This window comes from Variovorax sp. Soil_C_19 (assembly GCF_057657255.1).
Genome location: NZ_JBDGIV010000005.1, coordinates 68817 through 92239, shown reverse-complemented (window position 1 = coordinate 92239; position 23423 = coordinate 68817). Strand labels below are relative to the sequence as shown.

Genomic DNA, 23423 nt, shown 5'->3' with positions numbered 1-23423 from the left:
CTGATTTCCCCATGGACGATTCCTCTTCTTCCACCGCCGACGCGGCCCGCTCGCAGCGGCTGCGGCGCATCGCGCGGTGGAGCGCCATCACGGCCGGCGGTGCAGCGATGGTGCTGCTCGTGGCCGCCGTCGTGACCGTTGCGGTCATCTACCCGCGGCTGCCCGACATTTCCGAACTCGCCGACTACCGGCCCAAGCTGCCGCTGCGCGTGTACACCGCCGAAGGCACGCTGATCGGCGAATTCGGCGAAGAGCGCCGCACGCTCACGCCTTTCGCAAGCATTCCCCAGGTCATGAAGGACGCCGTGCTCGCCGTGGAGGACGCGCGCTTCTACGAGCATGGCGGCGTCGACTACATCGGCTTCATGCGCGCCGCGGTCGCGAGCCTCAAGGGCGGACGCCAGCAGGGCGCCTCGACCATCACGATGCAGGTGGCGCGCAACGTCTACCTGAGTTCGGAACGCACGCTGACGCGCAAAACCTACGAAATCCTGCTTGCACTGCGGCTCGAACAGCAACTCACCAAGGACCAGATCCTCGAGATCTACCTGAACCAGATCTACCTCGGCAATCGGGCCTATGGCTTCGCGGCTGCCGCCGAGGCCTATTTCGGCAAGCCGCTGCAGAACGTCACCACCGCCGAGGCGGCGATGCTCGCAGGCCTGCCGAAGGCACCGGGCGCCAACAACCCGGTGGTCAATCCGCGCCGCGCGCGTGCGCGCCAGCTCTACGTGATCGACCGCATGCAGGAGACCGGCTTCATCACCGCCGAGCAGGCGGCCGCTGCCAAGAGCGAAGAGCTGCAACTGCGCGACGCGGCCGACCCGAACCGGCTGCATGCCGAACATGTGGCCGAGACGGTGCGCCAGACGATGTACGCGCAGTACGGCGACAGCATCTACACCAGTGGCATGAAGGTCTACACCTCGCTCGTGGCGGCCGACCAGGCTGCGGCCTACAAGGCGCTGCGCAAGGGCATCATGGACTACGAGCGGCGCCAGCCCTACCGCGGCCCCGAACGCTTCGTCGACCTGCCCGACGATCCGCAGCAGCTTGACGAAGCCGTCGACGACGCGCTGGCCGAGCACCCCGACAACGGCGACGTGATGGCTGCCGTGGTGCTGAAGGCCGGCAGCAAGGAGATCGAGGCCGTGCGCGCCAACGGCGAGGCGGTGCAGATCACCGGCGAAGGATTGCGGCCCGCGCAGTCGGGGCTCGCGGCCAAGGCGCCGCCGCACATCAAGATCCGCCGCGGCGCGGTGATCCGCGTCGCGAAGACGCCGAAGAACACCTGGGAAATCACCCAGCTGCCCGAAGTGGAAGGCGCCTTCATCTCGATGGATCCGCGCACCGGCGCGATCAAGTCGCTGGTCGGCGGCTTCGACTTCGGCAAGAACAAGTTCAACCACGTCACGCAGGCCTGGCGCCAGCCGGGATCGAGCTTCAAGCCCTTCATCTATTCGGCCGCGCTCGAGAAGGGTTTCACGCCCGCCACCATCGTGAACGACGCGCCGCTGTACTTCGAGGCCGGTCCCAACGGCCAGCAAGCTTGGGAGCCGAAGAACTACGATGGCGGTTTCGAAGGCCCGATGCCGCTGCGCACCGCACTCATGAAGTCGAAGAACCTCGTCACCGTCCGCATCCTGCAGTCGATCGGCGCACCTTACGCGCAGGAGTGGATCACGCGCTTCGGCTTCGACCGCGACAAGCACCCCGCCTACCTGCCGATGGCGCTCGGCGCCGGCTCGGTCACGCCGATGCAGATGGCCACGGCCTACTCGGTGTTCGCCAATGGCGGCTACAAGGTCAACCCGTACCTCGTGACGCGCATCACCGACCTGCGCGACAAGGTGCTGGTCGAGACCGAACCGCCCGTGCTCGACGAAAGCCGCCGCGCAATCCCCGAGCGCAACGCCTTCATCATGGATTCGCTGCTGCAGAGCGTGGTGCGCGGCGGCACCGCGGCACGCGCGCACCAGGCTCTCAAGCGCGACGACCTGTTCGGCAAGACCGGCACGACCAACGATTCGTTCGACACCTGGTTCGCGGGCTTCCAGCCGACCAACGTGGGCATCGCCTGGATCGGCTACGACACGCCGCGCCAACTCGGCGTGCGCGGCGAGACCGGCGGCAGCCTGAGCCTGCCGATCTGGATCGGCTACATGCAGTCGGCGCTCAAGGGCGTGCCCGTGAGCCGCATTCCCGAACCCGCAGGCGTGGCCAACATCGACGGCGAATGGTATTTCGACGAGTTCACGCCGGGTCACAACATCGCGAGCCTGGGCATCGAACCCGTCGAGGCGCCCATGCCGCCGCAAGAGCTCATGCCGCTCGGTCCGCCGCCACCACCGGAGGAGCGCAACCGCATCCTCGAGTTCTTCCGGTAACAGGCAGGGGAGGGTGGCGGGAGAAAGCACGTTGCCGGGTCTCTACACTTGGCGCCGTCCGCTTCTCCCGCTGCTGCCTCTTTTTTCTCCTTCTGCCTGCATCCATGGAAATACTCATCCTGGTGGCATTGATCGCCATCGGCGGCCACTTGCTCAAGTCCCGTGAACAGCGCCAGCGCATCGTGCTGCTCGCCAGCCATCTCGGCAATTTCCAGATCGAGCGACTCATGGAAACGCTCACCGACGGCTACCTGCGCTGCCTCGGCGAAGACGATCCCGCGCGGCGCGAGCAGATCTGGCGCATGCTCGACGCGACCGAGCAGAAGCTCTCGGGCGAATTCGACCGCTTCGCCGCTGCCTTCGCGCGGGTCGAGCCGGCCGATGCACGCGTGAGCAAGCTGCCGCTCGCCATTCCGTTCGCCCACACGCTGTTCCCGGCCGCGACCTTCGACATGCGCGAAGCACTCGTCATCCACGCCCGCGGCATCGCCGAGACGATGCGCAACGAGGCGGGCCGCACGCCCAAGGCCAAGGCCTTCACCATGTCGGCCGAACTGTTCCTGATGCAACACACCTGCCACTGGTTCTGCAAGTCGAAGGCGGTGGCCTCGGCGCGCATGCTGGCGCGGCACAAGACCTCTTACGAACAATTGCTCGGTGCCGTGAGCCCCTCAACGCGGGCGGCCTACGGTGCACTGACCGGCCAGTAAGAAAAGCTCGCCTCAGTGCGCTGACATGAGCGGCAGCGTGAGCGTAGCCACCGCGCCGCCGCGCGCGGCATTGCCGAGCTCGATGCGACCACCGTGCAGCGCGGCGATCTCCTTCACGAAGGCCAGCCCGAGGCCGGTGCTCTTTTTGCGGCTGTGCGGCCGCGCGAGCGAATAGAACTTCTGGAAGACCTTCTCTTTCGCGTAGTCGGGAATGCCCGGCCCGCGGTCGCGCACGGTCACGCGCGCGAGTTTCGAGGTGGTCTCGAGCGTGAGCAGCACCTCGCTGTCGGTGGGCGAAAAGTCGATCGCGTTGTCCAGCAGGTTGCTGATCGCGCGGCGCAGCAGGAACGGATCGCCTTCGGCGGTGGCCTCGGCGCGGATGTCGACGCGCACGCGAATGTTGCGCCTGGCCGCCGCAGGCTGGGCGCTGCTGGCGATGTCATCGATCAGCAAGGCCAGCGCCACCGGCTCGGTACGGTCGAGCCCGCGCCGCGCTTCAAGCGCGGTGAGTTCCATCATGCGGTCGACGATCTCCTGGATGCGCTGCGTCTCGCGCGCGATGTTCCGCAGGAACCGCTCGCGCTCCGCGTGCGGCATCGAAGGCTCCTGCAGCAGCTCGGCCGCGCCGCGGATCGCCGACAGCGGGCTCTTCACTTCGTGCGTGAAGTTCTGCACATAGTCCGCCACGTAGTTGCGGCCCGTCAGGGTGTCGCGCATCTCGCTGAAGCCGGTGCGCACCGCATCCACCGCGCGGCGCGCCATGCGCCCGATGCTCAGACTGCGCTGCGCGCGCACCCAGGCCCAATAGTCGGAGATCAGCCCGAAAGGCCGCACCAGCCAGACCGAGACGATCACCGCCAGCACCAGCAGCGCCAAGCCCGAGCCCACGCCGACCCACAGCGTGCGGGCGCGTGCGTCGTCGACGAACTGGCCGAAGCTCTGCACCGGCTTGCCGACGCTGACCATGCCGACGATCTCGTTGTTCCAGCGGATCGGCGCGCCCACGTACATCACCGAGGTGCGCGGATCGGCCTCGACGTCGCGCGTCGTGCGCGCGCCGTAGATGCCGCCGAGCGTGCGCCGCACGTCGCTCCAGTTGGAATAGTCCTCGCCCAGGTGTCGGCCGAGCGAATCGAACATCACGCGCCCGCTGCGGTCGGTGACGTAGACACGCAGCTCGACGCGGTTCTTGTGCAGGTTGTAGATCTGCGCCGAGAACTCGCGCGCATAGACGCTGCGAAACAGCGGCTCGAGGCGCGCGGTGTTGATGGCGCCGGCGATCACGTCTTGCTCGACCAGGCTCGCGAGCAGCTGTGAGATCTCGACCAGCGATTCCTCGGCCGATTCGCGGTAGCGCGGATCGATGTCGGCGACCACGCGGTACAGCAGGAACGCGATGCCCGCCGTGTAGATCAGCAAGATCCCGATGAAGATCCGCGTTCGACGAGACATCAGGCTCTCCCCCAGTCTTCGCGCACTGCGTGTCGCTTCGCCCACCCCCTCACCGGGGGCAACACCAGCAGCCCGGCAAAGCCGGTTCCGCGGTGTTCCGCGAGAAAACATGCCGAAGCCGATCTCATGCGGCTGATGGGAGTTCCTCGTTCAGCGCATAACCGGTGCCGCGCAGCGTGCGGATCGGCTCCACCTCGGGCGCGATCGCCTTGAGCTTGGCGCGCAGCGTCTTCACGTGCGCATCGACGGTGCGGTCGAAGCTCTCGCTCGCATCGTCCCAGACCAGCTGCAGCAGTTCGTCGCGCGTGAAGACCCGGCCCGGACGCTGCACGAGCAAGCGCAGCAGACCGTATTCGTAGCGCGAGAGTTCGAGCAGGCGCCCGTAATAGCGTATCTGCATGCGTTCGATGTCGAGCAAGAACGGCATTGCAGGGGTCTGCGACGGCGCTGAAGGCGCCGCGGGCGCGTTTTGATGGGGGAGCCCGCCGGCCGGTGCTGCTACCCCTCCAGCGCTCGTTCTTGCGCTGCGCCGAAGAATGGTGCGCACCCGGGCCACCAGTTCGCGCGGCGAGAAGGGCTTGGCAATGTAGTCGTCGGCGCCGAGTTCGAGCCCCACCACGCGGTCGATCTCGTCGCTTCTCGCGGTCAGGAACAGCATAGGCACTTCGGCACCGCCCTGCGACTGGTTCAGCGCACGCAGCCGCTTGAAGAGTTCGAAACCGTTGAGATCGGGCAGGCCGACGTCGAGGATCGCGAGCGCTGGCGGCTCTTTGGCGAACTGCGCGATGGTCTCTTCAGCCGTAGCGCAGCACACGGGCGTGAAGCCGTCGCTCTGGAGCACGTACTGCAGCGTGTCGGCAATGCCCGATTCGTCCTCGGCGATCAGGATCCGCGGTTTGAAACTCATCCCCGGATGTTAGCGAGGCAACGCAGCGCGGGAGCGGCCGCGTTGTGCGCGTGGCGCCGCGAACACGGCGGGGCCCTTCGCGGCTTTTTTCTTGCGCGAGGCGCTGGCGCTGTATCTCTTTCTTAATTCTCTTATTCAAATTAGTAGTAGTAGGTAAGGGAGGCCCCCTCCTGTGGACAGGCCTCTTTTCCCGTTGTGTGACAGGCACTTGTCACACCTGCGTCACTGTGCGCAGCTGCGCTTCCGTGGTGTCGCGCCAAAAGGAACAACATTGCGGCGCGGCCCGCCCCTGTGGATAACCACCTGCTTGTGCCGAAAATCTCCCCAGGGTTGTCCTTTGACAGCGTGGCGAAAATCTGCCAAAGACAACTTTGGTGCAAAGAAACCGGTTGCTGTTTAATTGAGCAGACTGTTGATTCGCCTTAAAAATCAAACACTTACCTTCGTCTTACAAAGTAGTGCGTTGTTTATCCACAGAGTTGCCCAAGCTTTGTGGGGAGAACCGGCGGTGGAACCTTAGGGGACTTTGCCGAACGAACCTTGTCCTTCAACCTGCGGAAATACCGAACGTGACCACCTCCGAAACCAGGGCCATCGTGACCCTCAGCCTGCTGGCCGCTTTCGTCGACGGCGAGAAACACGAGCGCGAACGCGCCGAGATCAAGCGCATCGCCGAAGGCCTGTCGCAGGCCGACGGCGTGAACCTGCCGACGCTCTACCAGGACGTGCTGATGAAGCGCGTGTCGCTGGCCGGGGCGGCCGGCGATCTCCAGAGCAGCGAGTCGAAGCAGCTGGCCTACGAGATGGCCGTCTGCGTGTGCGACGCGGACGGCACGCAGTCGGAGGCGGAGCGCATGTTCCTCGCCGACCTGCGCACCTCGCTCGGGCTCGATGCCTCTGCCGTCCAGTTCTCGAGGCAGGCCGAAGAGATCGCGGCCGTGCCGGTAGCCACCGGCGCCGCGGCGGCCGCAACCAGCACGGTGGATGGCGCCGAGCTCGACAAATCCATCCTCAATGCAGCCATCCTCAACGGCGCACTCGAACTGCTGCCCGAGACGCTGTCGACCATGGCGATCATTCCGCTGCAGATGAAGCTGGTCTACCGCATCGGCAAGGCACACGGCTATGACCTCGACAGCGGCCACATCAAGGATTTCATCGCGACGGTGGGCGTGGGCCTGACCTCGCAGTACCTCGAACAGGCCGGGCGCAAGCTGCTCGGCGGCCTGCTCGGCAAGATGGGCGGTGGACTGCTGCGTGGCATCGGCAACCAGGCCGTGAGTTCGGGGATGAGCTTCGCGTCCACCTATGCGCTGGGCCATGTGGCCAAGCGCTATTACGCGGGCGGCCGCACGCTGTCGACGCAGATGCTCAAGGACACGTTTGCGGGCGTGGTGCAGGAAGGCAAGAGCCTGCAGACCCAGTACCTGCCCGCGATCCAGGAAAAGGCGCGCACCCTCGACACCGCGAAGGTGATGGCGCTGGTCAGGGGGGCCTGAACGTCACTACACCGCTCACTGGTGCACCCTTGGCGCTGCGCTCCTCAGTGTGCGAGGTCGTCGAGGATCGGGCACTCGGGCCGCGCATCGCCGTGGCAGCAGTGCACCAGATGGGCGAGCGTGTTGCGCATCGCCTGCATGTCGGCAATGCGCTGCTCGAGTTCGCCGAGGTGCTTCTGCGCGATGCGCTTGACGCTCGCGCTGGCGCGGCGCCGGTTGTGCCACAGCCCCACCAGTTCCGCGATTTCCTCCATCGAGAAACCGAGGTCGCGCGAACGCTTGATGAAGCGCAGCGTGTGGATGTCGGTGTCGTCGTACTGGCGGTAGCCGCTTTCGGTGCGCGCCACGGCGGGCAGGAGGCCGAGGCCTTCGTAGTGCCGCACCATGCGCGCAGAAACGCCCGAGCGCTGTGCGGCTTCGCCAATGGAGACGCTCGCCCCCATGTTCATTTCACCGCGTAGCCCGCGTTTTCGATGGCCGCCACGAGGTCCGCGCGCGGTTGTTGGCTGAGCACGTCGACATGGCCGGTTTCGAGATCGACCGTGACCTGTGCCTCGGGGTCGACCGTCTGCACCGCGTTCTGCACCGCGCTCACGCAATGACCGCAGCTCATGCCCGAGACCTGGAATTTCTGACTCATCGTTTTGGCTCCTGTGAATGATTGAAGATGGACCGAATCGAAGAAGCCTCAGTTTGAACCCTCTCACGATGTCAATGTCCAGCGAAGGGGCACTGCACGCCGACTGCTTGACCTTGCCATGATGTGAGGCTTTAGCCTTGGCGCATGGAAACTCTGCAAAACGATTCCCGCTTGGCCATGCGCACCAGCCAGCTTTTCGTCGGCGGCATGACCTGCGCCTCCTGCGTCATGCGCGTCGAGCGCGCGCTCAAGAGCGTGCCGGGCGTGCAGGAAGTCAGCGTGAACCTCGCGACCGAATCGGCCCGCATCGTGGCGGCGGGCACCGAAGACCTCGAGGCACGCCTGCGCCGCGCGATCCGCACTGCCGGCTACGAGCCGCGCAGCGCCGACGAGGTCGATGCCGCGGCGGCCGAGCCGTCGCGCTGGCAGGGCTTCGGGCCGGTCGCGATCGGCCTGCTGCTCTCGATCCCGCTGATGGCACCGATGCTCGGCCAGCCCTGGGGCCACGACTGGATGCTGCCGCCGTGGCTGCAATTGCTGCTGGCCGCGCCGGTGCAGTTCTGGCTCGGTGCGCGCTTCTACCGCGCGGGCTGGCATGCCGCGCGCGCAGGCACCGGCAACATGGATCTGCTGGTGGCGCTCGGCACCAGCGCGGCCTTCGGCTTGTCGCTCTGGCTCTGGTGGCGCGCCGCCACGGGGGCGCACGCAGGGCACGGCGCGATGCCGCACCTGTATTTCGAGGCTTCGGCCATGGTGATCACGCTGGTCCTGCTCGGCAAATGGCTCGAGGCGCGCGCCAAGCGCCAGGCGACCTCGGCGATCCGTGCCTTGCAGCAATTGCGCCCGGAGGTGGCGCATCTCGTCGGCCCGCGCGGCGAGAGCGACGTGCCCGTGGCCGAACTCATGGCGGGCGACCGGCTCGCCGTGCGGCCCGGCGAGCGTGTGCCGGCGGATGCGTGCGTGGTCGAAGGCCATTCCGAGGTCGACGAGTCGATGCTCACCGGCGAGCCGCTGCCGGTGCCGAAGGGGCCGGGCCAGGCGCTCACGGGCGGTTCGGTCAACGGCGAGGGGCGCCTGGTGGTGGAGGCCAGCGCGGTGGGCGCCGAAAGCGTGCTCGCGCGCATCATCCGGCTGGTCGAGGATGCGCAGGCCGCGAAGGCGCCGATCCAGCGCCTGGTGGACAAGGTCGCGGCCGTGTTCGTGCCGGTGGTGCTCGTGATTGCGCTCGCCACCCTGGGGAGCTGGCTGTGGATGGGCGCTGGCATCGAGGCGGCGCTGGTCCATGCGGTGGCAGTGCTGGTAATCGCCTGCCCGTGTGCCCTCGGCCTTGCCACGCCGGTGGCGGTGATGGCCGGCACCGGCGTGGCGGCGCGGCGCGGCATCCTCGTGAAGGATGCGCGCGCGCTCGAAGTCGCCCACCGTGTCGACACCATCGCCTTCGACAAGACCGGCACGCTGACCATTGGGCGGCCTGTGCTCACGGCGCTGCTGCCGGCGGGAGCGGGCAGCCAGCTCACCGAGGCCGCATTGCTGGCCACGGCCGCCAGTCTGCAGGGCGGCAGCGAGCATCCACTGGCGCGTGCGGTGCTCGCTGCCGCGGCCGAGCGCGGTGTGCAGGCGCCGCCGCTCGGCGCGATGCAGGCGATGCCGGGACGCGGCGTGCGCGGTGAGGTCGGTGGCGCGGGCAGCGATGAGCAATGGGCCATCGCGAGCCTGCGCTGGTGCGCGGAACTCGGGGCGAAGCCCGATGCCGCGCAGATCGAAGGCCTGCATGCGCAAGGTGCGACCGTGTCGGCATTGCTGCGCTTCGACGCGGCCGGCGCGGCCCAGGTCGAGGCGCTGCTCGCCTTTGCCGACGAGCCCAAGCCGGAGGCCGCCGAAGCCGTTCGCACGCTGCGCGCGCGCGGCCTGCGCGTGGTGATGATCTCGGGCGACAACCGGCGCGCGGCCGAAGCCATGGCCGCGCGGCTCGGCATCGAGGCGGCCGATGTGCGTGCCGAAGTGCTGCCCGGCGACAAGGCCGCGCAGGTCGCTGCGCTGAAGCGCGACGGCCATGTGGTCGCGATGGTCGGAGACGGCGCCAACGATGCCCCCGCACTGGCTGCGGCCGACGTGGGCATGGCAATGGCACCCTCCGGCGGCGGCACCGACGTGGCGATGGAAGCCGCGGGCATCACGCTGATGCGCGGCGACCTGGCGCTCGTGGGCGAAGCGCTCGAACTCTCGGCGCGCACCGTCGCGAAGATCCGGCAGAACCTGTTCTGGGCCTTTGCCTACAACGTGGCCGGCATTCCGTTGGCCGCAATCGGCTGGCTCAGCCCGGTGGTGGCCGGCGCTGCGATGGCGCTCTCGAGCGTGAGCGTGATGGCCAACGCGCTGCTGCTGCGGCGCTGGAAGCCGCGTCAATCGATCAGCAGTGCGAGCAGGTGATCGTCGACGTAGTCGGCTTCGCCCGCGCGCTTGTAGAACTTGCGCAGCACGCCTTCGCGCTCGAAGCCGAGCTTCTCGTAGAAACGCAAGGCCCCCGTGTTGTCGGCCTCGGCATAGAGCTCGATGCGCTTCACTCCCTCTGCCTCGAGTTGCTTGATAGCATCGCGCACCATGGCCTGTGCAATGCCTCGGCCGTGTAGCGCCGGGTCGACCGCGAGCGTGCCGAAGCAGGCCACGTGGCTGGCGCGTCCCGGTAGCGCGTGGCGCGGTAGAAGCCCGCGATGCGACCGTCCGCTTCGTACACGTAGAAGCAGCCGCAGCCGACCAACTCGTCGAAGATCGGGCGGAACGGGTCGAGCGGCATCGGGTCGTAGCCCAGGAAGGGCACGACGCGCTCGTGCATGTAGATGTCGAAGACCGCTTCGAGGTCCTGGGGTACGGCAAGCCTGCGCATGGGGTGTGCGTGCGGAGCCGCCGCGTCAGTCGAGCGTCGGATAGTCGATGTAGCCCTTGGCGCCGCCACCGTACATCGTGGCCTTGTCGACGGCATTGAGCGCTGCGTTCTCGCGCAGGCGGCGCACGAGGTCGGGGTTGGCGATGAAGGGCTTGCCGAAGGCCACGAGGTCGTCGCCTTCCTTCACGGCCTGTTCCGCGAGCGGCTTGTCGTAGCCGTTGTTGACCATCCAGGCGGCCTTGCCGCCGGCCGCGCGGTAGGCGGCCTTGAGCGCCTCGTAGTCGAACGGGCGGTCCTCGATCTCGCGCGGGCCGCCAGTGGCACCTTCGATGACGTGGATGTAGGCCAGGCCGAGTGGCGCGAGCTGCTGCACCACGTAGGTGAAGAGCGGCTGCGGATCGGCATCGTGCGCGTTGTTGGCCGGCGTCACGGGCGACAGCCGGATGCCGGTGCGGCCGCCACCGACCGCGTCGACCACCGCGCGCGTGGCTTCGAGCAGCAGGCGGGCACGGTTCTCGATGCTGCCGCCGTAGTCGTCGGTGCGCTTGTTGCTGCCGTCCTTCAGGAACTGGTCGAGCAGGTAGCCGTTGGCGCCGTGCAGTTCCACGCCGTCGAAGCCAGCGGTTTCGACAGCGTTGCGCGCGGCCGCGGCATAGGCGTGAACGATGCCGGGGATTTCTTCGGCATCGAGCGCACGCGGCTCGGAGGTTTCGACGAATGTCGGCACGCCGTCCTTGATCAGCACCGTCTTCGTCTTGGCGGTGATGGCCGACGGCGCGACCGGCTTGCCGCCATCGGGCTGCAGTTCGGTGTGCGAGACGCGGCCAACATGCCAGAGCTGCACCACGATCTTGCCGCCCTTGGCGTGCACGGCCTCGGTCACGCGCTTCCATCCGTCGAGCTGCTCGGTGCCGTAGAGACCGGGCACGTCCGCGTAGCCCTGGCCCTGGTGGCTGATCGCCGTGGCCTCGGTGATGAGCAGGCCGGCCGAGGCGCGCTGCGCGTAGTAGGTCGCGGCCATCTCTGTCGGGATCGCATTGGGCGACCGGTTGCGCGTGAGCGGCGCCATCACGATGCGGTTGGCGAGCTGCAGGTCGCCGGCTTGCACGAGGTCGAAGAGGGTGGGCATGGGATATCAACCGGAAGAGTGGAAACAGGCGCGAGGCTAAACCTGCAACCCGAATCCGTGCTTTCGCACGGTTGTCCGAATGCTGCTAGGTGGGGCGGTGCGCGCCGGTGCCGCCTGGCGCCCCTGACCCGGGATCGAGAGCGCGCGCATGCTTCCGGGCGCTTCGGCTTACTTCAGCAGGCCTTCTGCCTTCATCGCTTCCTGCACCGCCGGGCGCGCACCGACGCGTGCGTGCCAGGCCTGGAGGTTCGCGAAGTCCGAGATGTCGACGCTGGTCGGTTTGGTCCAGTTGGTGACGGTGAACAGGTAGGCATCGGCCACGCTGAAGTGCTCGCCCATGAGGTATTGGCGGTCTGCGAGCTGTCCGTCGAGCCATTGGTAGCGCGACTTGAGCTTGTCCTTGAAGATCGTCTTGGCTTCCTCGGGCATCGCGGCGTTGAACAGCGGGCTGAAGCCCTTGTGCATCTCGGTGCCGATGAAGGTCAGCCATTCCTGCAGTCGGTAGCGCTGCAGGGTGCCGGCGGCCGGCGCGAGGTTCTTGGTGGGCGCGAGGTCGGCGATGTACTGGACGATCGCCGGACCTTCGCGCAGGCGCGTGCCGTCGTCGAGTTCGAGCATCGGCACATAGCCCAGCGGATTGATCCCGTAGTAGTCGGTGCCATCCTGCAGCTTGTGGCTCTTGGTGCTCGCGAGCACCGGTTCGAAGGCAATGCCCGCCTCCTTCAGCGCGATGTGGGGTGAGAGCGAACAGGCGCCGGGCGAGTAGTACAGCTTCATGCGAGGAATCTCCAGCTTGGAATGATGAATGTGAAAGAACCGATGACCGCGCGATGCTAGCGGGTTTGCGTCATGCGCGTCCCGGGCGCGCCTGTGGCGCGTTTTTGTCCTACGGGCTCACGCGCAGGCCGACTATCGGTCGTGCGCACATGCGTTCTTTAAGCTTCGCCGCATGGCGGGCACAGCGCCTGCCCAAGGAGAAACAGATGTTGAAGTACGCCATCATTTTTGCCGTCATCTCGCTCGTCGCGGCCCTGTTGGGCTTCGGTGGCATCGCGGCGGGTGCGGCCGGTATCGCGAAGCTGCTGTTTGGCCTGTTCCTCGCACTGGCCCTGCTGTTCGTGGTGCTCGCGGTGCTGGGGGTCGGTGCGGTCAAGAAGGCCATCGATTGACGCACCGGCTGGTACCGCGTTGGCCACGCATGCTGTCGCTTGGCCAGTTATTGCAGAGCCCCGCCCACCGTGTGGTGCGGGTTCTGCTCGTGACCCAGGCGGATTGGGAATTGCCACTGCACCGTCGCGCCGCCTGACCAGGCCAATGCTATAAATTTGATAGCATCACCGCATTGACAGCAAAGGCGTCGGCGCCTTTTCGGTCCAAGCACTTCGGCCGCCCCCCAATTGCCCGTACACCGCGCGCAGACCGGCACCCCCGATTAAAATCGATGCCCCCTTTGCGCAGCGCACGCGTCAGTGGTGCGCCCCCCTTCATGCTGTACCCCGAAGAATTCGATGTGATCGTCGTTGGCGGTGGCCACGCCGGCACCGAGGCCGCGCTTGCGTCCGCCCGCATGGGCGCCAAGACCCTGCTGCTTTCCCACAACATAGAGACCTTGGGGCAGATGAGCTGCAACCCCTCGATCGGCGGAATCGGCAAGGGCCATCTGGTCAAGGAGGTCGACGCACTCGGCGGGGCCATGGCCATCGCCACCGACGAGGCCGGCATCCAGTTCCGGATCCTCAATTCGAGCAAAGGTCCCGCCGTACGCGCCACGCGGGCGCAGGCTGACCGCGTTCTCTACAAGGCGGCGATCCGCCACCGGCTCGAGAACCAGCCCAACCTGAGCCTGTTCCAGCAGGCCGTCGACGACCTCATGGTCGAGGGCGATCGCGTTGTCGGTGCCGTCACCCAGGTTGGCATCGCCTTTCGCGCACGCGCTGTGGTGCTGACCGCGGGCACCTTTCTCGATGGCCGCATCCATGTGGGGCTCGACAACTACCAGGCCGGGCGCGCAGGCGATCCGCCGGCGGTCAGTCTGTCGGCGCGGCTCAAGGAACTCAAGCTGCCGCAGGGCCGGCTCAAGACCGGCACGCCACCGCGCCTCGACGGCCGGACCATCGATTTCTCGAAGTGCACCGAACAACCCGGCGACGGCATGCCGGGCGGGGCAGGGCCGATGCCCGTGTTCAGCTTCATGGGCCGAACCGACATGCATCCGCAGCAGATGGCGTGCTGGATCACCCACACCAACGCGCGCACGCACGAGATCATTCGCTCGGGGTTCGACCGCAGCCCGATGTTCACCGGCAAGATCGACGGTGTCGGCCCGCGCTACTGCCCGAGCGTGGAAGACAAGATCAACCGATTTGCGGACAAGGAAAGCCACCAGATCTTTCTCGAGCCCGAAGGGCTGACCACGAACGAGTACTACCCCAACGGCATCTCGACGAGCCTGCCGTTCGACATCCAATACCAGCTCGTGCGTTCGATGCCCGGGCTGGAGAACGCCCACATCCTGCGTCCCGGCTATGCCATCGAATACGACTACTTCGATCCGCGTGAACTCAAGAGCAGCTTTGAGACGCGGTCGATCCAGGGCTTGTTCTTTGCGGGCCAGATCAACGGCACTACCGGTTACGAGGAAGCCGCTGCACAGGGTCTGTTTGCCGGCGTCAATGCCGCATTGCAGTGCCGAGGCGAATTGCCCTGGCTGCCGCGCCGCGACGAGGCCTACCTCGGCGTGCTGGTTGACGACCTGATCACCAAGGGTGTGACCGAGCCGTACCGCATGTTCACGAGCCGCGCCGAGTTCCGACTGCAGCTGCGCGAGGACAACGCCGACATGCGGCTCACTGAGACCGGCCGCAAGCTGGGCCTTGTCGATGACGCGCGGTGGGACGCTTTCAGCCGCAAGCGGGATGCTGTTTCACGTGAAACACAGCGGCTCAAGTCGATTTGGGTGAATCCGCGCAACCTGCCCGCGGCCGAGTCGGAGCGTGTGCTCGGCAAGGCGATTGAGCGCGAATACAACCTGGCCGACCTGCTGCGCCGGCCCGATGTGAGCTACGAGACCTTGATGTCGCTCGACGGCGGAAAGTACGGCGCGGAAATGGCGCTAGGCGACAGCGAAATCGAGCAGATCGAGATCTCGGCCAAGTATTCAGGCTACATCGAGCGGCAGCACGACGAGGTCGAACGTGCGGCGCACTTCGAGAACCTGCGCCTGCCGGCCGACTTCGATTACGGTCAGGTCCAGGCATTGAGTTTTGAAGTGCGCGACAAGCTCGCCAAGCACCGGCCCGAGACCCTGGGCCAGGCGTCCCGCATCTCGGGCGTGACGCCCGCGGCAATTTCCCTGCTGATGATTCATCTGCGAAAAGGAGGGCACAAGGCGTTCAGCCGCGATGCCGCCGCCGATGCTGCAGTGGAAACACCCGCCGGATGAGCGCGCCGATCGACACGCTGCGTGATGGCGCAGCCGCCCTGGGCACGAGCCTGTCGCAAGCCCAGGCCGAGCAACTGCTGGCATACGGCAGCCTCATGCTCAAGTGGAACAAGGTCTACAACCTGACGGCGCTGCGCGACCCGTCAAGCGTGCTGACCCATCATCTGCTCGACAGCATCGCGGCGGTGGCGCCGCTGCAACGCGAGTGGGCAGGGCAGGGCAGGCTACTCGACGTGGGTTCGGGCGGTGGGCTCCCGGGCGTGGTGATCGCAATCCTGCGGCGCGACCTTGAAGTCACCTGCCTCGATGCGGTGGCCAAGAAGGCGGCCTTCGTACAACAGGTTGCGGCCGAGCTCGAGATCCGGAATCTGCGCGGGCTGCATGCGCGCGTCGAATCGTTGTCGGGCAGTTATGAACTCATCAGCAGCCGCGCGTTTGCCTCGCTGCCGGATTTCTTCAGTGGCTCGATGCACCTGCTCACACCGGAAGGCCTCTGGCTCGCGATGAAGGGCAAGGTGCCGGCCGAAGAGCTGGCCACCTTGCCGCCGAAGGTCGCTGTGTTTCACGTGGAACAACTGACGGTGCCGGGTCTCGAGGGCGAGCGCTGCATCGTCTGGGCGCGCAAGCAGGCGGATTGAACTGCGAAAAGGCGGACCGGCTGTCGCAAAAGCCGGGCACAGACGGGCTTCGCCGCGGCGCACTGCCTTAGACTCGACGCCTCCCCTGGTTCTCTTTCTTCGAGGCAATTCCCATGTTCGGCATCGCTGACTACGGCGCATTCGTCGCCGCCATCGTCCTCTTTCTGTTGATTCCCGGCCCGGGCAACCTCGCGCTGATCACCTCGACCAGCAAGGGCGGAATCAAGGGCGGGCTGGCCGCCACCATGGGCGTGATCCTCGGCGACCAGTGCCTGATGTGGGCTGCGGTGGCTGGCGTGTCGGCCGTACTGGCCACCTACCCGGCGGCGTTCACAGCGGTGCAATGGCTTGGCGCGGCCTACCTTGCATGGCTGGGTGCCCGGATGCTGTTGGCCAAGCCCGGCTCCGCGCCGATCCTCCACATCCGCCCGAGCCATTTCCTGCGCCAGGCGTTCGCGATCACGCTGCTGAATCCCAAGGCCATCGTGTTCTACATGGCCTTCTTCCCGCTGTTCGTGGACCCTGCGCGCCACCAGGGCGTGGTCACTTTCGGCGCCATGGCGCTCACGATCGCCGTGCTGACCTTCCTGTACGGCCTGACCTCGACGCTGCTCACCCACTTCCTGGCCGAGCGCATCCGTGCCAATCCGCGCATCTCCGGCGCGCTCGAGAAGCTCGCGGGGATCTTCCTGATCGCCTTCGGCATCAAGCTCGCCATTTCCCGCTGATCCGATGGCCAAGATTTTTTGCATTGCCAACCAGAAGGGCGGCGTCGGCAAGACCACCACCACGGTCAACCTCGCGGCCGGGCTCGCCAAGGTAGGGCAACGGGTGCTGATGATCGACCTCGATCCCCAGGGCAACGCCACCATGGGCTCGGGCATCGACAAGCGCCAGCTCGAGCTCACGGTGTACGACGTGCTGCTCGAGTCGGCGTCGGTCGCCGAGGCGCGCGTCAAGGCCGACAAGCTGGTGGAAGGCGGCTGCGGCTACGACGTGCTGGGCGCCAACCGCGAACTGGCCGGCGCCGAGGTCGAGATGGTGGCGCTCGACCGGCGTGAGAAGCGGCTGCGTACGGCGCTGGCAGCCGTGGGCGCTGAATACGACTTCGTGCTGATCGACTGTCCGCCTAGCCTCAGCCTGCTCACGCTCAACGGCCTGTGCGCGGCGCACGGCGTGATCGTGCCGATGCAGTGCGAGTACTTCGCGCTCGAAGGGCTGACCGATCTCGTCAACACCATCAAGCAGGTGCACGCCAACCTCAACAAGAACCTGCAGATCATCGGGCTCCTGCGCGTGATGTTCGATCCGCGCATCACGCTGCAGCAGCAGGTGAGCGAGCAGCTCAAGGCGCATTTCGGCGACAAGGTGTTCGACACCGTGATCCCGCGCAACGTGCGCCTGGCCGAGGCGCCGAGCTACGGCCTGCCGGGCGTGGTGTTCGACCCCGCGGCGCGCGGGAGCCAGGCTTTTGTCGCCTTCGCCAGCGAGCTGGTGCAGAAGATGCCGCCCGCGAGCGCCTTTGCCTCGATCGCTCCCGCACCGCCGGCTGCCGCCACATCCCCGGCATCGGCGCCGCTCTCCTTGCCCGAGGATGTGCTCGCACCCGCGGCTGCGTCCGATGCCGCCAGCGAGAAGAGCGCGTGAGCTCCGGCATGGACTTGAACGACGAAGCTGCCGCGGGGCCCCGCGTCCTGCTGCTGCCCGGCTGGCAGAACAGCGGGCCGGGCCATTGGCAGACGCGCTGGGAATCGCTTCATGGCGACCGCCGCGTCGAGCAGCACGAGTGGATGCGGCCGCTGCGCGGCGACTGGTCGGCGCGGCTCGAGGAAGAAGTGCTGGCCGCTCCTGGCGCGGTGGTCTTTGCCGCGCACAGCCTGGGCTGCATCCTCGTGGCCGCCTGGGCCGCCCATTCGCGCAACACGCACAAGGTGCGCGGTGCGCTGCTGGTGGCACCGGGCGACGTCGAGCGCGACGACCTGCGCCAGCTGATTCCGGGCTGGGCGCCGATCATGCGCCAGCCGCTGCCGTTCAAGGCCGTGCTGATCGCAGCCGATGACGATCCGTATAGCGATGTCTCGCGCTCGCGCCAGATGGCGGCCGACTGGGGCGCACGCTTCGTCGATGCCGGCCACGGCGGTCACCTGAATGCTGAATCCGGCCTGGGCGACTGGCCCGAGGGCCGGCAACTCCTGAACGACCTCTCGAAAGACACGCACTGATGGCGACCAAGAAACCCAAGGGACTCGGACGCGGCCTCGAAGCACTGCTCGGCCCGACGGCTGCGCCTTCGTCCGCCGACACCAACGGCGCGGGCGAGGGCGGCGCCGCACAGGCCCCGCACACGCTGATGCTCGACCAGATGGTCGCCGGCGTCTACCAGCCGCGCACCCGCATGGACGAAGGCGCGCTCTACGAACTGGCGGAAAGCATCAAGGCCCAGGGCATCATGCAGCCCATCCTGGTGCGCCGCCTCGATGCGGATTCGGCCGCGGCCAAGAACGCCGAATACGAGATCATCGCGGGCGAGCGCCGCTTCCGCGCGGCCAAGCTCGCGGGCCTCGACCGCGTGCCGGTGCTGGTGCGCGACGTGCCCAACGAGGCCGCGGCGGCCATGTCGCTGATCGAGAACATCCAGCGCGAAGACCTCAACCCGCTGGAGGAAGCGCAAGGCCTGCAACGCTTAGTTGCAGAGTTTGGACTCACTCACGAGCAGGCGGCGCAAGCCGTGGGGCGCTCGCGCAGCGCGGCCAGCAACCTGCTGCGTCTGCTGAACCTCGCCGAGCCCGCACAGCAGATGCTCATGGCCGGCGACATCGACATGGGGCATGCGCGCGCGCTGCTCTCGCTCGACCGCGGCACGCAGATCACCGCCGCCAACCAGATTGCGGCCAAGAAGATGTCGGTCCGCGAGGCCGAGGCACTGGTGAAGAAGCTGGCCGCCGAATTCACGCTCACGCCATCGCGCCGCAGCAACGACGCCGAGAAGTCGCGCGACCTGCAGCGGGTCGAAGAAGAACTGGCCGACCTGCTGACCGCCGAGGTCGAAGTGCGCATCAAGAAGCGCAGCAAGCGCGGCGGCAAGATCGAGGAGAGCGGCGAGCTGGCGATCCATTTCGGCTCCCTCGACGCGCTGAACGGACTCATCGAGCGCATCCGCCGAACGACATAGGCGTTTGGCGCCAGGCCGCCGGCCTTTCGCCGGATTGCCCGGGGACCTTTCTCGCCCGTATTCTTGACCGCTTACAGCTGTATCCGGCTCACGGAGAGAGAGGAATCCATCATGAAGTTCACCAGGTTCACCGGCATGGCCGTGGCCGCGCTGGTTCTGAGCGGTTGCGTGACCACCGACATGCAGATGGGCAGCCAGTCGGCCAAGACCATGGCCACCGGCAGCGCGGCGGGCACGGCCACTTCGGGCGAGAGCGGACAGCTCGAGCGCTGCGAATCGCCGCTCGGCACCGTCTCGCTGATCGAGAACGTCAATGCGGGCTGGTACACGGTGGTGACGGGGCAGTACAAGCTGCCGCCCACGGCCAACCTGCTGCGCCTGCTGGTGCAGCAGTCGAACTGCTTCGTGGTGGTGGAGCGCGGCGCCGCGGGCATGGGCGCCATGACGCGTGAGCGCGCGCTCATGCAGTCGGGCGAGATGCGCGGCGGCAGCAACTTCGGCCGCGGGCAGATGGTCGCTTCCGATTACGGGCTCTCGCCTGAAATCGTGTTCAACAACAGCGATGCCGGCGGCATTGGCGGAGCGCTCGGAGGCTTGGTCGGCGGTGGCCGCGGCCGCGCGCTGGCCACCGTCGGCGGCAGCCTGCAGACCAAGGAAGCCTCGGCGCTCTTGACGCTGATCGACAACCGCTCGGGCGTGCAGGTGGCCGCCTCGGAAGGCAGCGCGTCCAAGACCGACTTCGGCGGCTTTGGTGGCCTTGCGGGCTACCGCGGCGCGGGCGGCCTCGGCGGCTACACCAACACCGCGCAGGGCAAGGTGATCGCGGCGGCCTTCATGGACGCGTTCAACCAGATGGTCCGGTCGCTGCGCAACTACAAGGCGCAAACCGTGCGCGGCCAAGGACTTGGTGGCGGTGGCCGGCTCGGCGTGGACGGTGGCGCTGCGCCGTCGCAGACCTATGTGCCGGCCGAGCAGCCGGCGCCGGCGCGACGCCGCAGGTAAGCGCGCAGGCCCCGGGGATCAGAGGCTGAAGATCTTCCCGGGGTTCATGATGTTCTTCGGATCGAGGGCACGCTTGATCGTGCGCATCATGTCGATCGCGCCCACGCCGGCTTCGGTCACGAGGAAGTCCATCTTGTGCAGCCCCACGCCGTGCTCGCCGGTGCAGGTGCCTTCGAGCGCGAGCGCGCGGCTGACCAGCGAATGGTTCAGCGCCTCGGCCTTCACGCGTTCCTCGGGAATGTTCGGGTCGAGCAGGTAGCCGAAGTGGAAGTTGCCGTCGCCCACATGGCCGACGAGGAAGTAGGGGATGCCGCTCGCATCGGCTTCGGCCACCGAGTCGAGCAGGCAGTCGGCCAGGCGCGAGATCGGCACGCAGGTGTCGGTGGAGATCACGCGGCAGCCGGGGCGCGACTGCACGGCCGCGAAATAGCTGTTGTGCCGCGCTGTCCAGAGGCGGGTGCGCTCCTCGGGGGTGCTGGCCCATTCGAAGGCATTGCCGCCGTGGCCGCTCGCGAGCTCCTGCACCGTCTCGGCCTGTTCCTTCACGCCCGCGGGCGAGCCGTGGAACTCCATCAGCAGCATCGGTTCCTCGCGCAGGCCCAGCTTGGCGTAGGCATTGACCATGCGCACCGTGTTCACGTCGATCAGCTCCACGCGCGCGATCGGCACGCCGAGCTGGATGGTCTCGATGGTGGTGCGCACCGCGGCCTCGATGCTCGGGAACGAGCAGATCGCGGCCGACACCGCCTCGGGCAGCGGATAGATGCGCAGCGTGACCTCGGTCACCACGCCCAACGTGCCTTCGCTGCCCACCATCAGGCGCGTCAGGTCGTAGCCGGCCGACGATTTCTTGGCGCGCGTGCCGGTGCGGATCACCTCGCCGCTGGCCGTGACCACTTCGAGCGCGAGCACGTTCTCGCGCATGGTGCCGTAGCGCACCGCGTTCGTGCCGCTCGCGCGCGTGGCCGTCATGCCGCCGATCGAGGCGTCGGCGCCCGGGTCGATGGGAAAGAACAGGCCCGTGCTCTTGATCTCTTCGTTGAGCTGCTTGCGCGTGACGCCTGGCTGCACGGTCACCGTGAGGTCGTCGGCATTGATCGACAGCACGCGGTTCATGCGCGAGACGTCGATGCTGATGCCGCCCTGGACCGCGAGCAGGTGCCCTTCGAGCGAAGAGCCCACGCCGAACGGAATGACCGGCACGCTGTGCTCTCCCGCGAGCTTGACCGCGTCGGCCACGTCCCGCGTGCTCTCCGCGAACACCACGGCCGAAGGTGGCGGTGCATCGAACGAGGACTCGTCGCGCCCGTGCTGCGTGCGCACCGCCATGGCGGTGGAGCAGTTGGCGCCGAAGCGCGTCTTCAGCGCCTCGATCATGCGCTCGGGCACGTCGCGCAGATGAAGCGCCGGCAGCAGGTGCGAGGGGGTGGTCGGGGCGTTCATCGCGGTCTCCTGGATCTGGAAAGGGGCCTGGGGGCAGGACCGGCCATTTTACGGAGCACGCACCATAATGCGCTTCGGAACGCGCCATGAACCCCACGACACTCGCAGCGCTCGCTGCTTTCCCTTCGCAACTCGAAGCCCACTTTGCGGGCATCCCGGAGGGCTTCCGGCACTGGGCGCCGGCGTCGTGGGACGGCGTTCCGAGCGAAGCCTTCACGGCGATCGAGCAGCTCTGCCACGTGCGCGACATCGAGCTCGAGGGCTACCACGTGCGCTTTCGCCGCACGCTCGACGAAGCACATCCGCTGCTGGCATCGATCGACAGCGAGCCGCTCGCGATCGCGCGCGCCTACGCAAGCGCCGATGCGCAGGCCGTGCTGGCCGAGTTCCGCGTTGCCCGAGCGCGCACGATGGCGATCGTCTCGGACCTGAGCGACGCACAGCTCGCGCGCACCGCGGTGTTCGAAGGCTACGGGCCGCTCACGCTGCGCAGCCTCGTGCACTACCTGTGCAGCCACGACCAGCAGCATCTTGCGGGACTGCAGTGGCTGGCCGGCAAGATCGATGCCGCGACCCTCGCGTAGACCCCACATCCATCCAACGAACGACAGGAACACCCATGGGCAACCGACTCTCGCAGATCGCCACCCGAACCGGTGACGACGGCACCACCGGCCTCGGCGACAACACGCGCGTGCCCAAGGGCCATCTGCGCGTGCATGCGATGGGCGACGTGGACGAGCTCAACTCGCAGATCGGCGTGCTGCTCTGCGAGCCCATGCCAGAGCCTGTGCGCGAGCTGCTCGTCGACGTGCAGCACCAGCTCTTCAATCTCGGCGGCGAGCTCTCGATGCCGGGCTTCACGCTGCTCAAGCCCGATGCATTGCTGCAGCTCGACAACGCGCTCGCCGAGCACAACGCCGTGCTGCCGCGGCTGGCCGAATTCATCTTGCCCGCGGGCACGCGTGCGGCGTCGCTCGCGCATGTGTGCCGCACGGTGGCGCGCAGGGCGGAGCGCGCCGTGGTGGCGCTCGGCGCCGTGGAACAGCTCAACGACGCGCCGCGCCAGTACCTCAACCGGCTCAGCGACCTGCTCTTCGTGCTGGCGCGCGTGCTCAACCGCATGAACGGCGGCGACGACGTGTACTGGAAGAGCGTACGCATGGCGCGCGCCGGCGCCGTCGAGCCGGCCGACGAACAAGGAGGTTCCTCATGACGACGACCAAGACCCCATCGAAGATCCGCAGCCAGGCCTGCGCGCTGGCCACCGCGGGCGTCGCGTTGTTGCTTCTGCTGCCCGCAATGGTTGCGCAGGCACAGAGCGCCGACAACCCGCCCCGTGCGCAGCGCGCACAGACGCTCAAGCCGCCGCCGCAGGGCAGCAAGGTGGTCAAAGGCGTGCAGCGCGGCACCAACGCCGCCGGCCGCGGCATCGACCGCGCCGAGAACGCCACGCGGCGCGGCGTCAACAACGTCTCGGAAAAAGCCAGCCGGCCGGTGCGCCGCGTGGGCGAGGCCTTCGGCCGCAAGCTCGCGCCGGGTTCGAGCGGCCATGCCGCACCGCCGCCGGTCGGCCCGCAGGGCACGGCCCCTTGATGGCGAGGAACATCGAGGTCAAGGCACGCATCGACAGCATCGAGCGCGTGACGCTGCTGGCCGCGCGGCTGGCCAACGAGGGCCCGGTCGAGATCGCGCAGGACGACACCTTCTTCTTTTGCCACGACAGCGGCGACCGGCTCAAGCTGCGAACCTTCGCGTCCGATCGCGCGGAGCTGATCTTCTACCGCCGCGCGAACGGCAGCGGCCCGAAGGCGTCGTTCTACCTGATCTCGCCCACCAGCACGCCCGATGCGCTGCGCGAATCGCTCACGCTCGCTTGGGGCCAAGCCGGCCGCGTACGCAAGCAGCGCCGGCTGTTCATCGTGGGCCGCACGCGCGTGCACCTCGACCGTGTCGAAGGCCTCGGCGAGTTCCTCGAACTGGAAGTGGTGCTCGAGGACGGCGAGCCCGACGAAGCCGGCATCACGGAGGCGCACGTGCTCATGGCGCAGCTGGGCATCGATGCCGGCCAGCTCGTCGAGGGGGCCTACGTCGACCTGCTGCAGGCGGGCTGAAGCC

General features: G+C 67.3%; 25 protein-coding genes. 16 read left to right on the top strand and 9 right to left on the bottom strand.

Annotation, left to right across the window (positions count from 1 at the left end; all coding sequences use genetic code 11):
• Positions 1–11 precede the first annotated feature (11 nt).
• Together AC3A6R_RS12630 and AC3A6R_RS12625 are read left to right on the top strand one after the other, a co-directional pair.
• Positions 12–2387, top strand: coding sequence for a penicillin-binding protein 1A (locus AC3A6R_RS12630; protein ID WP_487864472.1), 2376 nt, complete (start codon positions 12–14; stop codon positions 2385–2387).
• Between the two features lie 104 nt (positions 2388–2491).
• A complete protein-coding gene (locus AC3A6R_RS12625; protein WP_487860736.1) occupies positions 2492–3097 on the top strand; it encodes a hypothetical protein in 606 nt (201 codons plus the stop codon).
• A gap of 12 nt (positions 3098–3109) precedes the next feature.
• Here AC3A6R_RS12625 and creC read toward each other — a convergent pair whose 3' ends face one another.
• Both creC and creB read right to left on the bottom strand, forming a co-directional pair.
• On the bottom strand, positions 3110–4549 hold the full coding sequence (creC, locus tag AC3A6R_RS12620; RefSeq protein ID WP_487864471.1) for a two-component system sensor histidine kinase CreC: 1440 nt from the start codon (positions 4547–4549) through the stop codon (positions 3110–3112).
• Between the two features lie 124 nt (positions 4550–4673).
• Positions 4674–5456, bottom strand: a complete 783-nt coding sequence (gene creB, locus AC3A6R_RS12615; protein ID WP_487864470.1) for a two-component system response regulator CreB — start codon at positions 5454–5456, stop codon at positions 4674–4676.
• 569 nt (positions 5457–6025) lie between these two features.
• Here creB and AC3A6R_RS12610 point away from each other — a divergent pair.
• Positions 6026–6955, top strand: a complete 930-nt coding sequence (locus tag AC3A6R_RS12610) for a YcjF family protein (protein WP_487860733.1) — start codon at positions 6026–6028, stop codon at positions 6953–6955.
• 44 nt (positions 6956–6999) lie between these two features.
• On the opposite strand, the gene cueR is transcribed toward AC3A6R_RS12610, so the two are convergent.
• Entirely contained in the window at positions 7000–7398 is a 399-nt protein-coding gene (gene cueR / locus AC3A6R_RS12605; RefSeq protein ID WP_487864469.1) for a Cu(I)-responsive transcriptional regulator, read from the bottom strand.
• 2 nt (positions 7399–7400) lie between these two features.
• Entirely contained in the window at positions 7401–7595 is a 195-nt protein-coding gene (locus AC3A6R_RS12600; RefSeq protein ID WP_487860731.1) for a heavy-metal-associated domain-containing protein, read from the bottom strand.
• A gap of 144 nt (positions 7596–7739) precedes the next feature.
• On the opposite strand from AC3A6R_RS12600, the gene AC3A6R_RS12595 reads away from it, so the two are divergent.
• Positions 7740–10025 carry a heavy metal translocating P-type ATPase gene (locus AC3A6R_RS12595; protein WP_487864468.1) on the top strand — a complete coding sequence of 762 codons (2286 nt, stop codon included), beginning with the start codon at positions 7740–7742 and terminating at the stop codon, positions 10023–10025.
• On the opposite strand, the gene AC3A6R_RS12590 is transcribed toward AC3A6R_RS12595, so the two are convergent.
• The 4 genes from AC3A6R_RS12590 to gstA all read right to left on the bottom strand — a co-directional run bounded on the left by AC3A6R_RS12590 (position 9998) and on the right by gstA (position 12385).
• Positions 9998–10261, bottom strand: coding sequence for a GNAT family N-acetyltransferase (locus tag AC3A6R_RS12590; RefSeq protein ID WP_487864467.1), 264 nt, complete (start codon positions 10259–10261; stop codon positions 9998–10000). The two genes, AC3A6R_RS12595 and AC3A6R_RS12590, sit on opposite strands and share 28 nt — an antisense overlap.
• On the bottom strand, positions 10156–10479 hold the full coding sequence (locus AC3A6R_RS12585) for a GNAT family N-acetyltransferase (protein WP_487864689.1): 324 nt from the start codon (positions 10477–10479) through the stop codon (positions 10156–10158). Before AC3A6R_RS12585 ends, AC3A6R_RS12590 begins: the two co-directional genes overlap by 106 nt.
• 25 nt (positions 10480–10504) lie before the next feature.
• Positions 10505–11608, bottom strand: a complete 1104-nt coding sequence (locus AC3A6R_RS12580; protein WP_487864466.1) for an alkene reductase — start codon at positions 11606–11608, stop codon at positions 10505–10507.
• Between the two features lie 168 nt (positions 11609–11776).
• The gene (gene gstA / locus AC3A6R_RS12575) at positions 11777–12385 is read right to left on the bottom strand and encodes a glutathione transferase GstA (protein WP_487860727.1); all 609 of its coding nucleotides are present in this window, start codon (positions 12383–12385) and stop codon (positions 11777–11779) included.
• A gap of 206 nt (positions 12386–12591) precedes the next feature.
• Here gstA and AC3A6R_RS12570 point away from each other — a divergent pair, with 206 nt between their 5' ends.
• The 8 genes from AC3A6R_RS12570 (at position 12592) to AC3A6R_RS12535 (ending at position 19862) form a co-directional block, all read left to right on the top strand.
• The gene (locus tag AC3A6R_RS12570; RefSeq protein WP_280814496.1) at positions 12592–12777 is read left to right on the top strand and encodes a DUF1328 family protein; all 186 of its coding nucleotides are present in this window, start codon (positions 12592–12594) and stop codon (positions 12775–12777) included.
• A 317-nt stretch (positions 12778–13094) separates the two neighbouring features.
• On the top strand, positions 13095–15050 hold the full coding sequence (mnmG, locus tag AC3A6R_RS12565) for a tRNA uridine-5-carboxymethylaminomethyl(34) synthesis enzyme MnmG (protein ID WP_487864465.1): 1956 nt from the start codon (positions 13095–13097) through the stop codon (positions 15048–15050).
• A complete protein-coding gene (gene rsmG / locus AC3A6R_RS12560; RefSeq protein WP_487864464.1) occupies positions 15047–15688 on the top strand; it encodes a 16S rRNA (guanine(527)-N(7))-methyltransferase RsmG in 642 nt (213 codons plus the stop codon). Before mnmG ends, rsmG begins: the two co-directional genes overlap by 4 nt.
• Positions 15689–15801: 113 nt before the next feature.
• Positions 15802–16416, top strand: coding sequence for a LysE family transporter (locus AC3A6R_RS12555; protein ID WP_487860725.1), 615 nt, complete (start codon positions 15802–15804; stop codon positions 16414–16416).
• A gap of 4 nt (positions 16417–16420) precedes the next feature.
• The gene (locus AC3A6R_RS12550) at positions 16421–17335 is read left to right on the top strand and encodes a ParA family protein (RefSeq protein WP_487860724.1); all 915 of its coding nucleotides are present in this window, start codon (positions 16421–16423) and stop codon (positions 17333–17335) included.
• Positions 17336–17343: 8 nt separating this feature from the next.
• A complete protein-coding gene (locus AC3A6R_RS12545) occupies positions 17344–17910 on the top strand; it encodes an RBBP9/YdeN family alpha/beta hydrolase (protein ID WP_487860723.1) in 567 nt (188 codons plus the stop codon).
• Positions 17910–18860 (top strand): ParB/RepB/Spo0J family partition protein, encoded by a 951-nt coding sequence (locus AC3A6R_RS12540; RefSeq protein ID WP_487860722.1) that lies wholly within the window; start codon positions 17910–17912, stop codon positions 18858–18860. Before AC3A6R_RS12545 ends, AC3A6R_RS12540 begins: the two co-directional genes overlap by 1 nt.
• A 111-nt stretch (positions 18861–18971) precedes the next feature.
• Complete coding sequence (locus tag AC3A6R_RS12535) at positions 18972–19862, top strand: CsgG/HfaB family protein (RefSeq protein WP_487864463.1); 891 nt, start codon at positions 18972–18974, stop codon at positions 19860–19862.
• Positions 19863–19880: 18 nt separating this feature from the next.
• On the opposite strand, the gene AC3A6R_RS12530 is transcribed toward AC3A6R_RS12535, so the two are convergent.
• Positions 19881–21305 (bottom strand): FAD-binding oxidoreductase, encoded by a 1425-nt coding sequence (locus tag AC3A6R_RS12530; RefSeq protein ID WP_487860720.1) that lies wholly within the window; start codon positions 21303–21305, stop codon positions 19881–19883.
• Between the two features lie 86 nt (positions 21306–21391).
• Here AC3A6R_RS12530 and AC3A6R_RS12525 point away from each other — a divergent pair, with 86 nt between their 5' ends.
• Genes AC3A6R_RS12525 through AC3A6R_RS12510 form a run of 4 tightly spaced genes read left to right on the top strand, consistent with a single transcriptional unit; the run spans position 21392 to position 23419 of the window.
• Positions 21392–21889: a DinB family protein gene (locus tag AC3A6R_RS12525; RefSeq protein WP_487864462.1), complete on the top strand. Its 498-nt coding sequence runs from the start codon at positions 21392–21394 to the stop codon at positions 21887–21889.
• Between the two features lie 35 nt (positions 21890–21924).
• Positions 21925–22521, top strand: a complete 597-nt coding sequence (locus tag AC3A6R_RS12520) for a cob(I)yrinic acid a,c-diamide adenosyltransferase (RefSeq protein WP_487864461.1) — start codon at positions 21925–21927, stop codon at positions 22519–22521.
• On the top strand, positions 22518–22901 hold the full coding sequence (locus AC3A6R_RS12515; protein WP_487860717.1) for a hypothetical protein: 384 nt from the start codon (positions 22518–22520) through the stop codon (positions 22899–22901). Before AC3A6R_RS12520 ends, AC3A6R_RS12515 begins: the two co-directional genes overlap by 4 nt.
• Complete coding sequence (locus AC3A6R_RS12510) at positions 22901–23419, top strand: class IV adenylate cyclase (protein WP_487860716.1); 519 nt, start codon at positions 22901–22903, stop codon at positions 23417–23419. The genes AC3A6R_RS12515 and AC3A6R_RS12510 overlap by 1 nt, the downstream gene beginning before the upstream one ends.
• Positions 23420–23423 lie beyond the last annotated feature (4 nt).

Excerpts from the sequence above, each read along its gene's own strand:
- AC3A6R_RS12630 (WP_487864472.1), top strand. The coding sequence starts at position 12 with ATGGACGATTCCTCTTCTTCCACCGCCGACGCGGCCCGCTCGCAGCGG.
- AC3A6R_RS12540 (WP_487860722.1), top strand. The coding sequence starts at position 17,910 with ATGGCGACCAAGAAACCCAAGGGACTCGGACGCGGCCTCGAAGCACTG.
- AC3A6R_RS12585 (WP_487864689.1), bottom strand. The coding sequence starts at position 10,479 with ATGCGCAGGCTTGCCGTACCCCAGGACCTCGAAGCGGTCTTCGACATC.
- AC3A6R_RS12520 (WP_487864461.1), top strand. The coding sequence starts at position 21,925 with ATGGGCAACCGACTCTCGCAGATCGCCACCCGAACCGGTGACGACGGC.
- AC3A6R_RS12535 (WP_487864463.1), top strand. The coding sequence starts at position 18,972 with ATGAAGTTCACCAGGTTCACCGGCATGGCCGTGGCCGCGCTGGTTCTG.
- AC3A6R_RS12510 (WP_487860716.1), top strand. The coding sequence starts at position 22,901 with ATGGCGAGGAACATCGAGGTCAAGGCACGCATCGACAGCATCGAGCGC.
- creB (WP_487864470.1), bottom strand. The coding sequence starts at position 5,456 with ATGAGTTTCAAACCGCGGATCCTGATCGCCGAGGACGAATCGGGCATT.
- AC3A6R_RS12550 (WP_487860724.1), top strand. The coding sequence starts at position 16,421 with ATGGCCAAGATTTTTTGCATTGCCAACCAGAAGGGCGGCGTCGGCAAG.
- AC3A6R_RS12545 (WP_487860723.1), top strand. The coding sequence starts at position 17,344 with ATGGACTTGAACGACGAAGCTGCCGCGGGGCCCCGCGTCCTGCTGCTG.
- AC3A6R_RS12625 (WP_487860736.1), top strand. The coding sequence starts at position 2,492 with ATGGAAATACTCATCCTGGTGGCATTGATCGCCATCGGCGGCCACTTG.
- rsmG (WP_487864464.1), top strand. The coding sequence starts at position 15,047 with ATGAGCGCGCCGATCGACACGCTGCGTGATGGCGCAGCCGCCCTGGGC.
- AC3A6R_RS12580 (WP_487864466.1), bottom strand. The coding sequence starts at position 11,608 with ATGCCCACCCTCTTCGACCTCGTGCAAGCCGGCGACCTGCAGCTCGCC.
- AC3A6R_RS12515 (WP_487860717.1), top strand. The coding sequence starts at position 22,518 with ATGACGACGACCAAGACCCCATCGAAGATCCGCAGCCAGGCCTGCGCG.
- mnmG (WP_487864465.1), top strand. The coding sequence starts at position 13,095 with ATGCTGTACCCCGAAGAATTCGATGTGATCGTCGTTGGCGGTGGCCAC.
- AC3A6R_RS12570 (WP_280814496.1), top strand. The coding sequence starts at position 12,592 with ATGTTGAAGTACGCCATCATTTTTGCCGTCATCTCGCTCGTCGCGGCC.
- gstA (WP_487860727.1), bottom strand. The coding sequence starts at position 12,385 with ATGAAGCTGTACTACTCGCCCGGCGCCTGTTCGCTCTCACCCCACATC.
- creC (WP_487864471.1), bottom strand. The coding sequence starts at position 4,549 with ATGTCTCGTCGAACGCGGATCTTCATCGGGATCTTGCTGATCTACACG.
- AC3A6R_RS12600 (WP_487860731.1), bottom strand. The coding sequence starts at position 7,595 with ATGAGTCAGAAATTCCAGGTCTCGGGCATGAGCTGCGGTCATTGCGTG.
- cueR (WP_487864469.1), bottom strand. The coding sequence starts at position 7,398 with ATGGGGGCGAGCGTCTCCATTGGCGAAGCCGCACAGCGCTCGGGCGTT.
- AC3A6R_RS12555 (WP_487860725.1), top strand. The coding sequence starts at position 15,802 with ATGTTCGGCATCGCTGACTACGGCGCATTCGTCGCCGCCATCGTCCTC.
- AC3A6R_RS12595 (WP_487864468.1), top strand. The coding sequence starts at position 7,740 with ATGGAAACTCTGCAAAACGATTCCCGCTTGGCCATGCGCACCAGCCAG.
- AC3A6R_RS12530 (WP_487860720.1), bottom strand. The coding sequence starts at position 21,305 with ATGAACGCCCCGACCACCCCCTCGCACCTGCTGCCGGCGCTTCATCTG.
- AC3A6R_RS12525 (WP_487864462.1), top strand. The coding sequence starts at position 21,392 with ATGAACCCCACGACACTCGCAGCGCTCGCTGCTTTCCCTTCGCAACTC.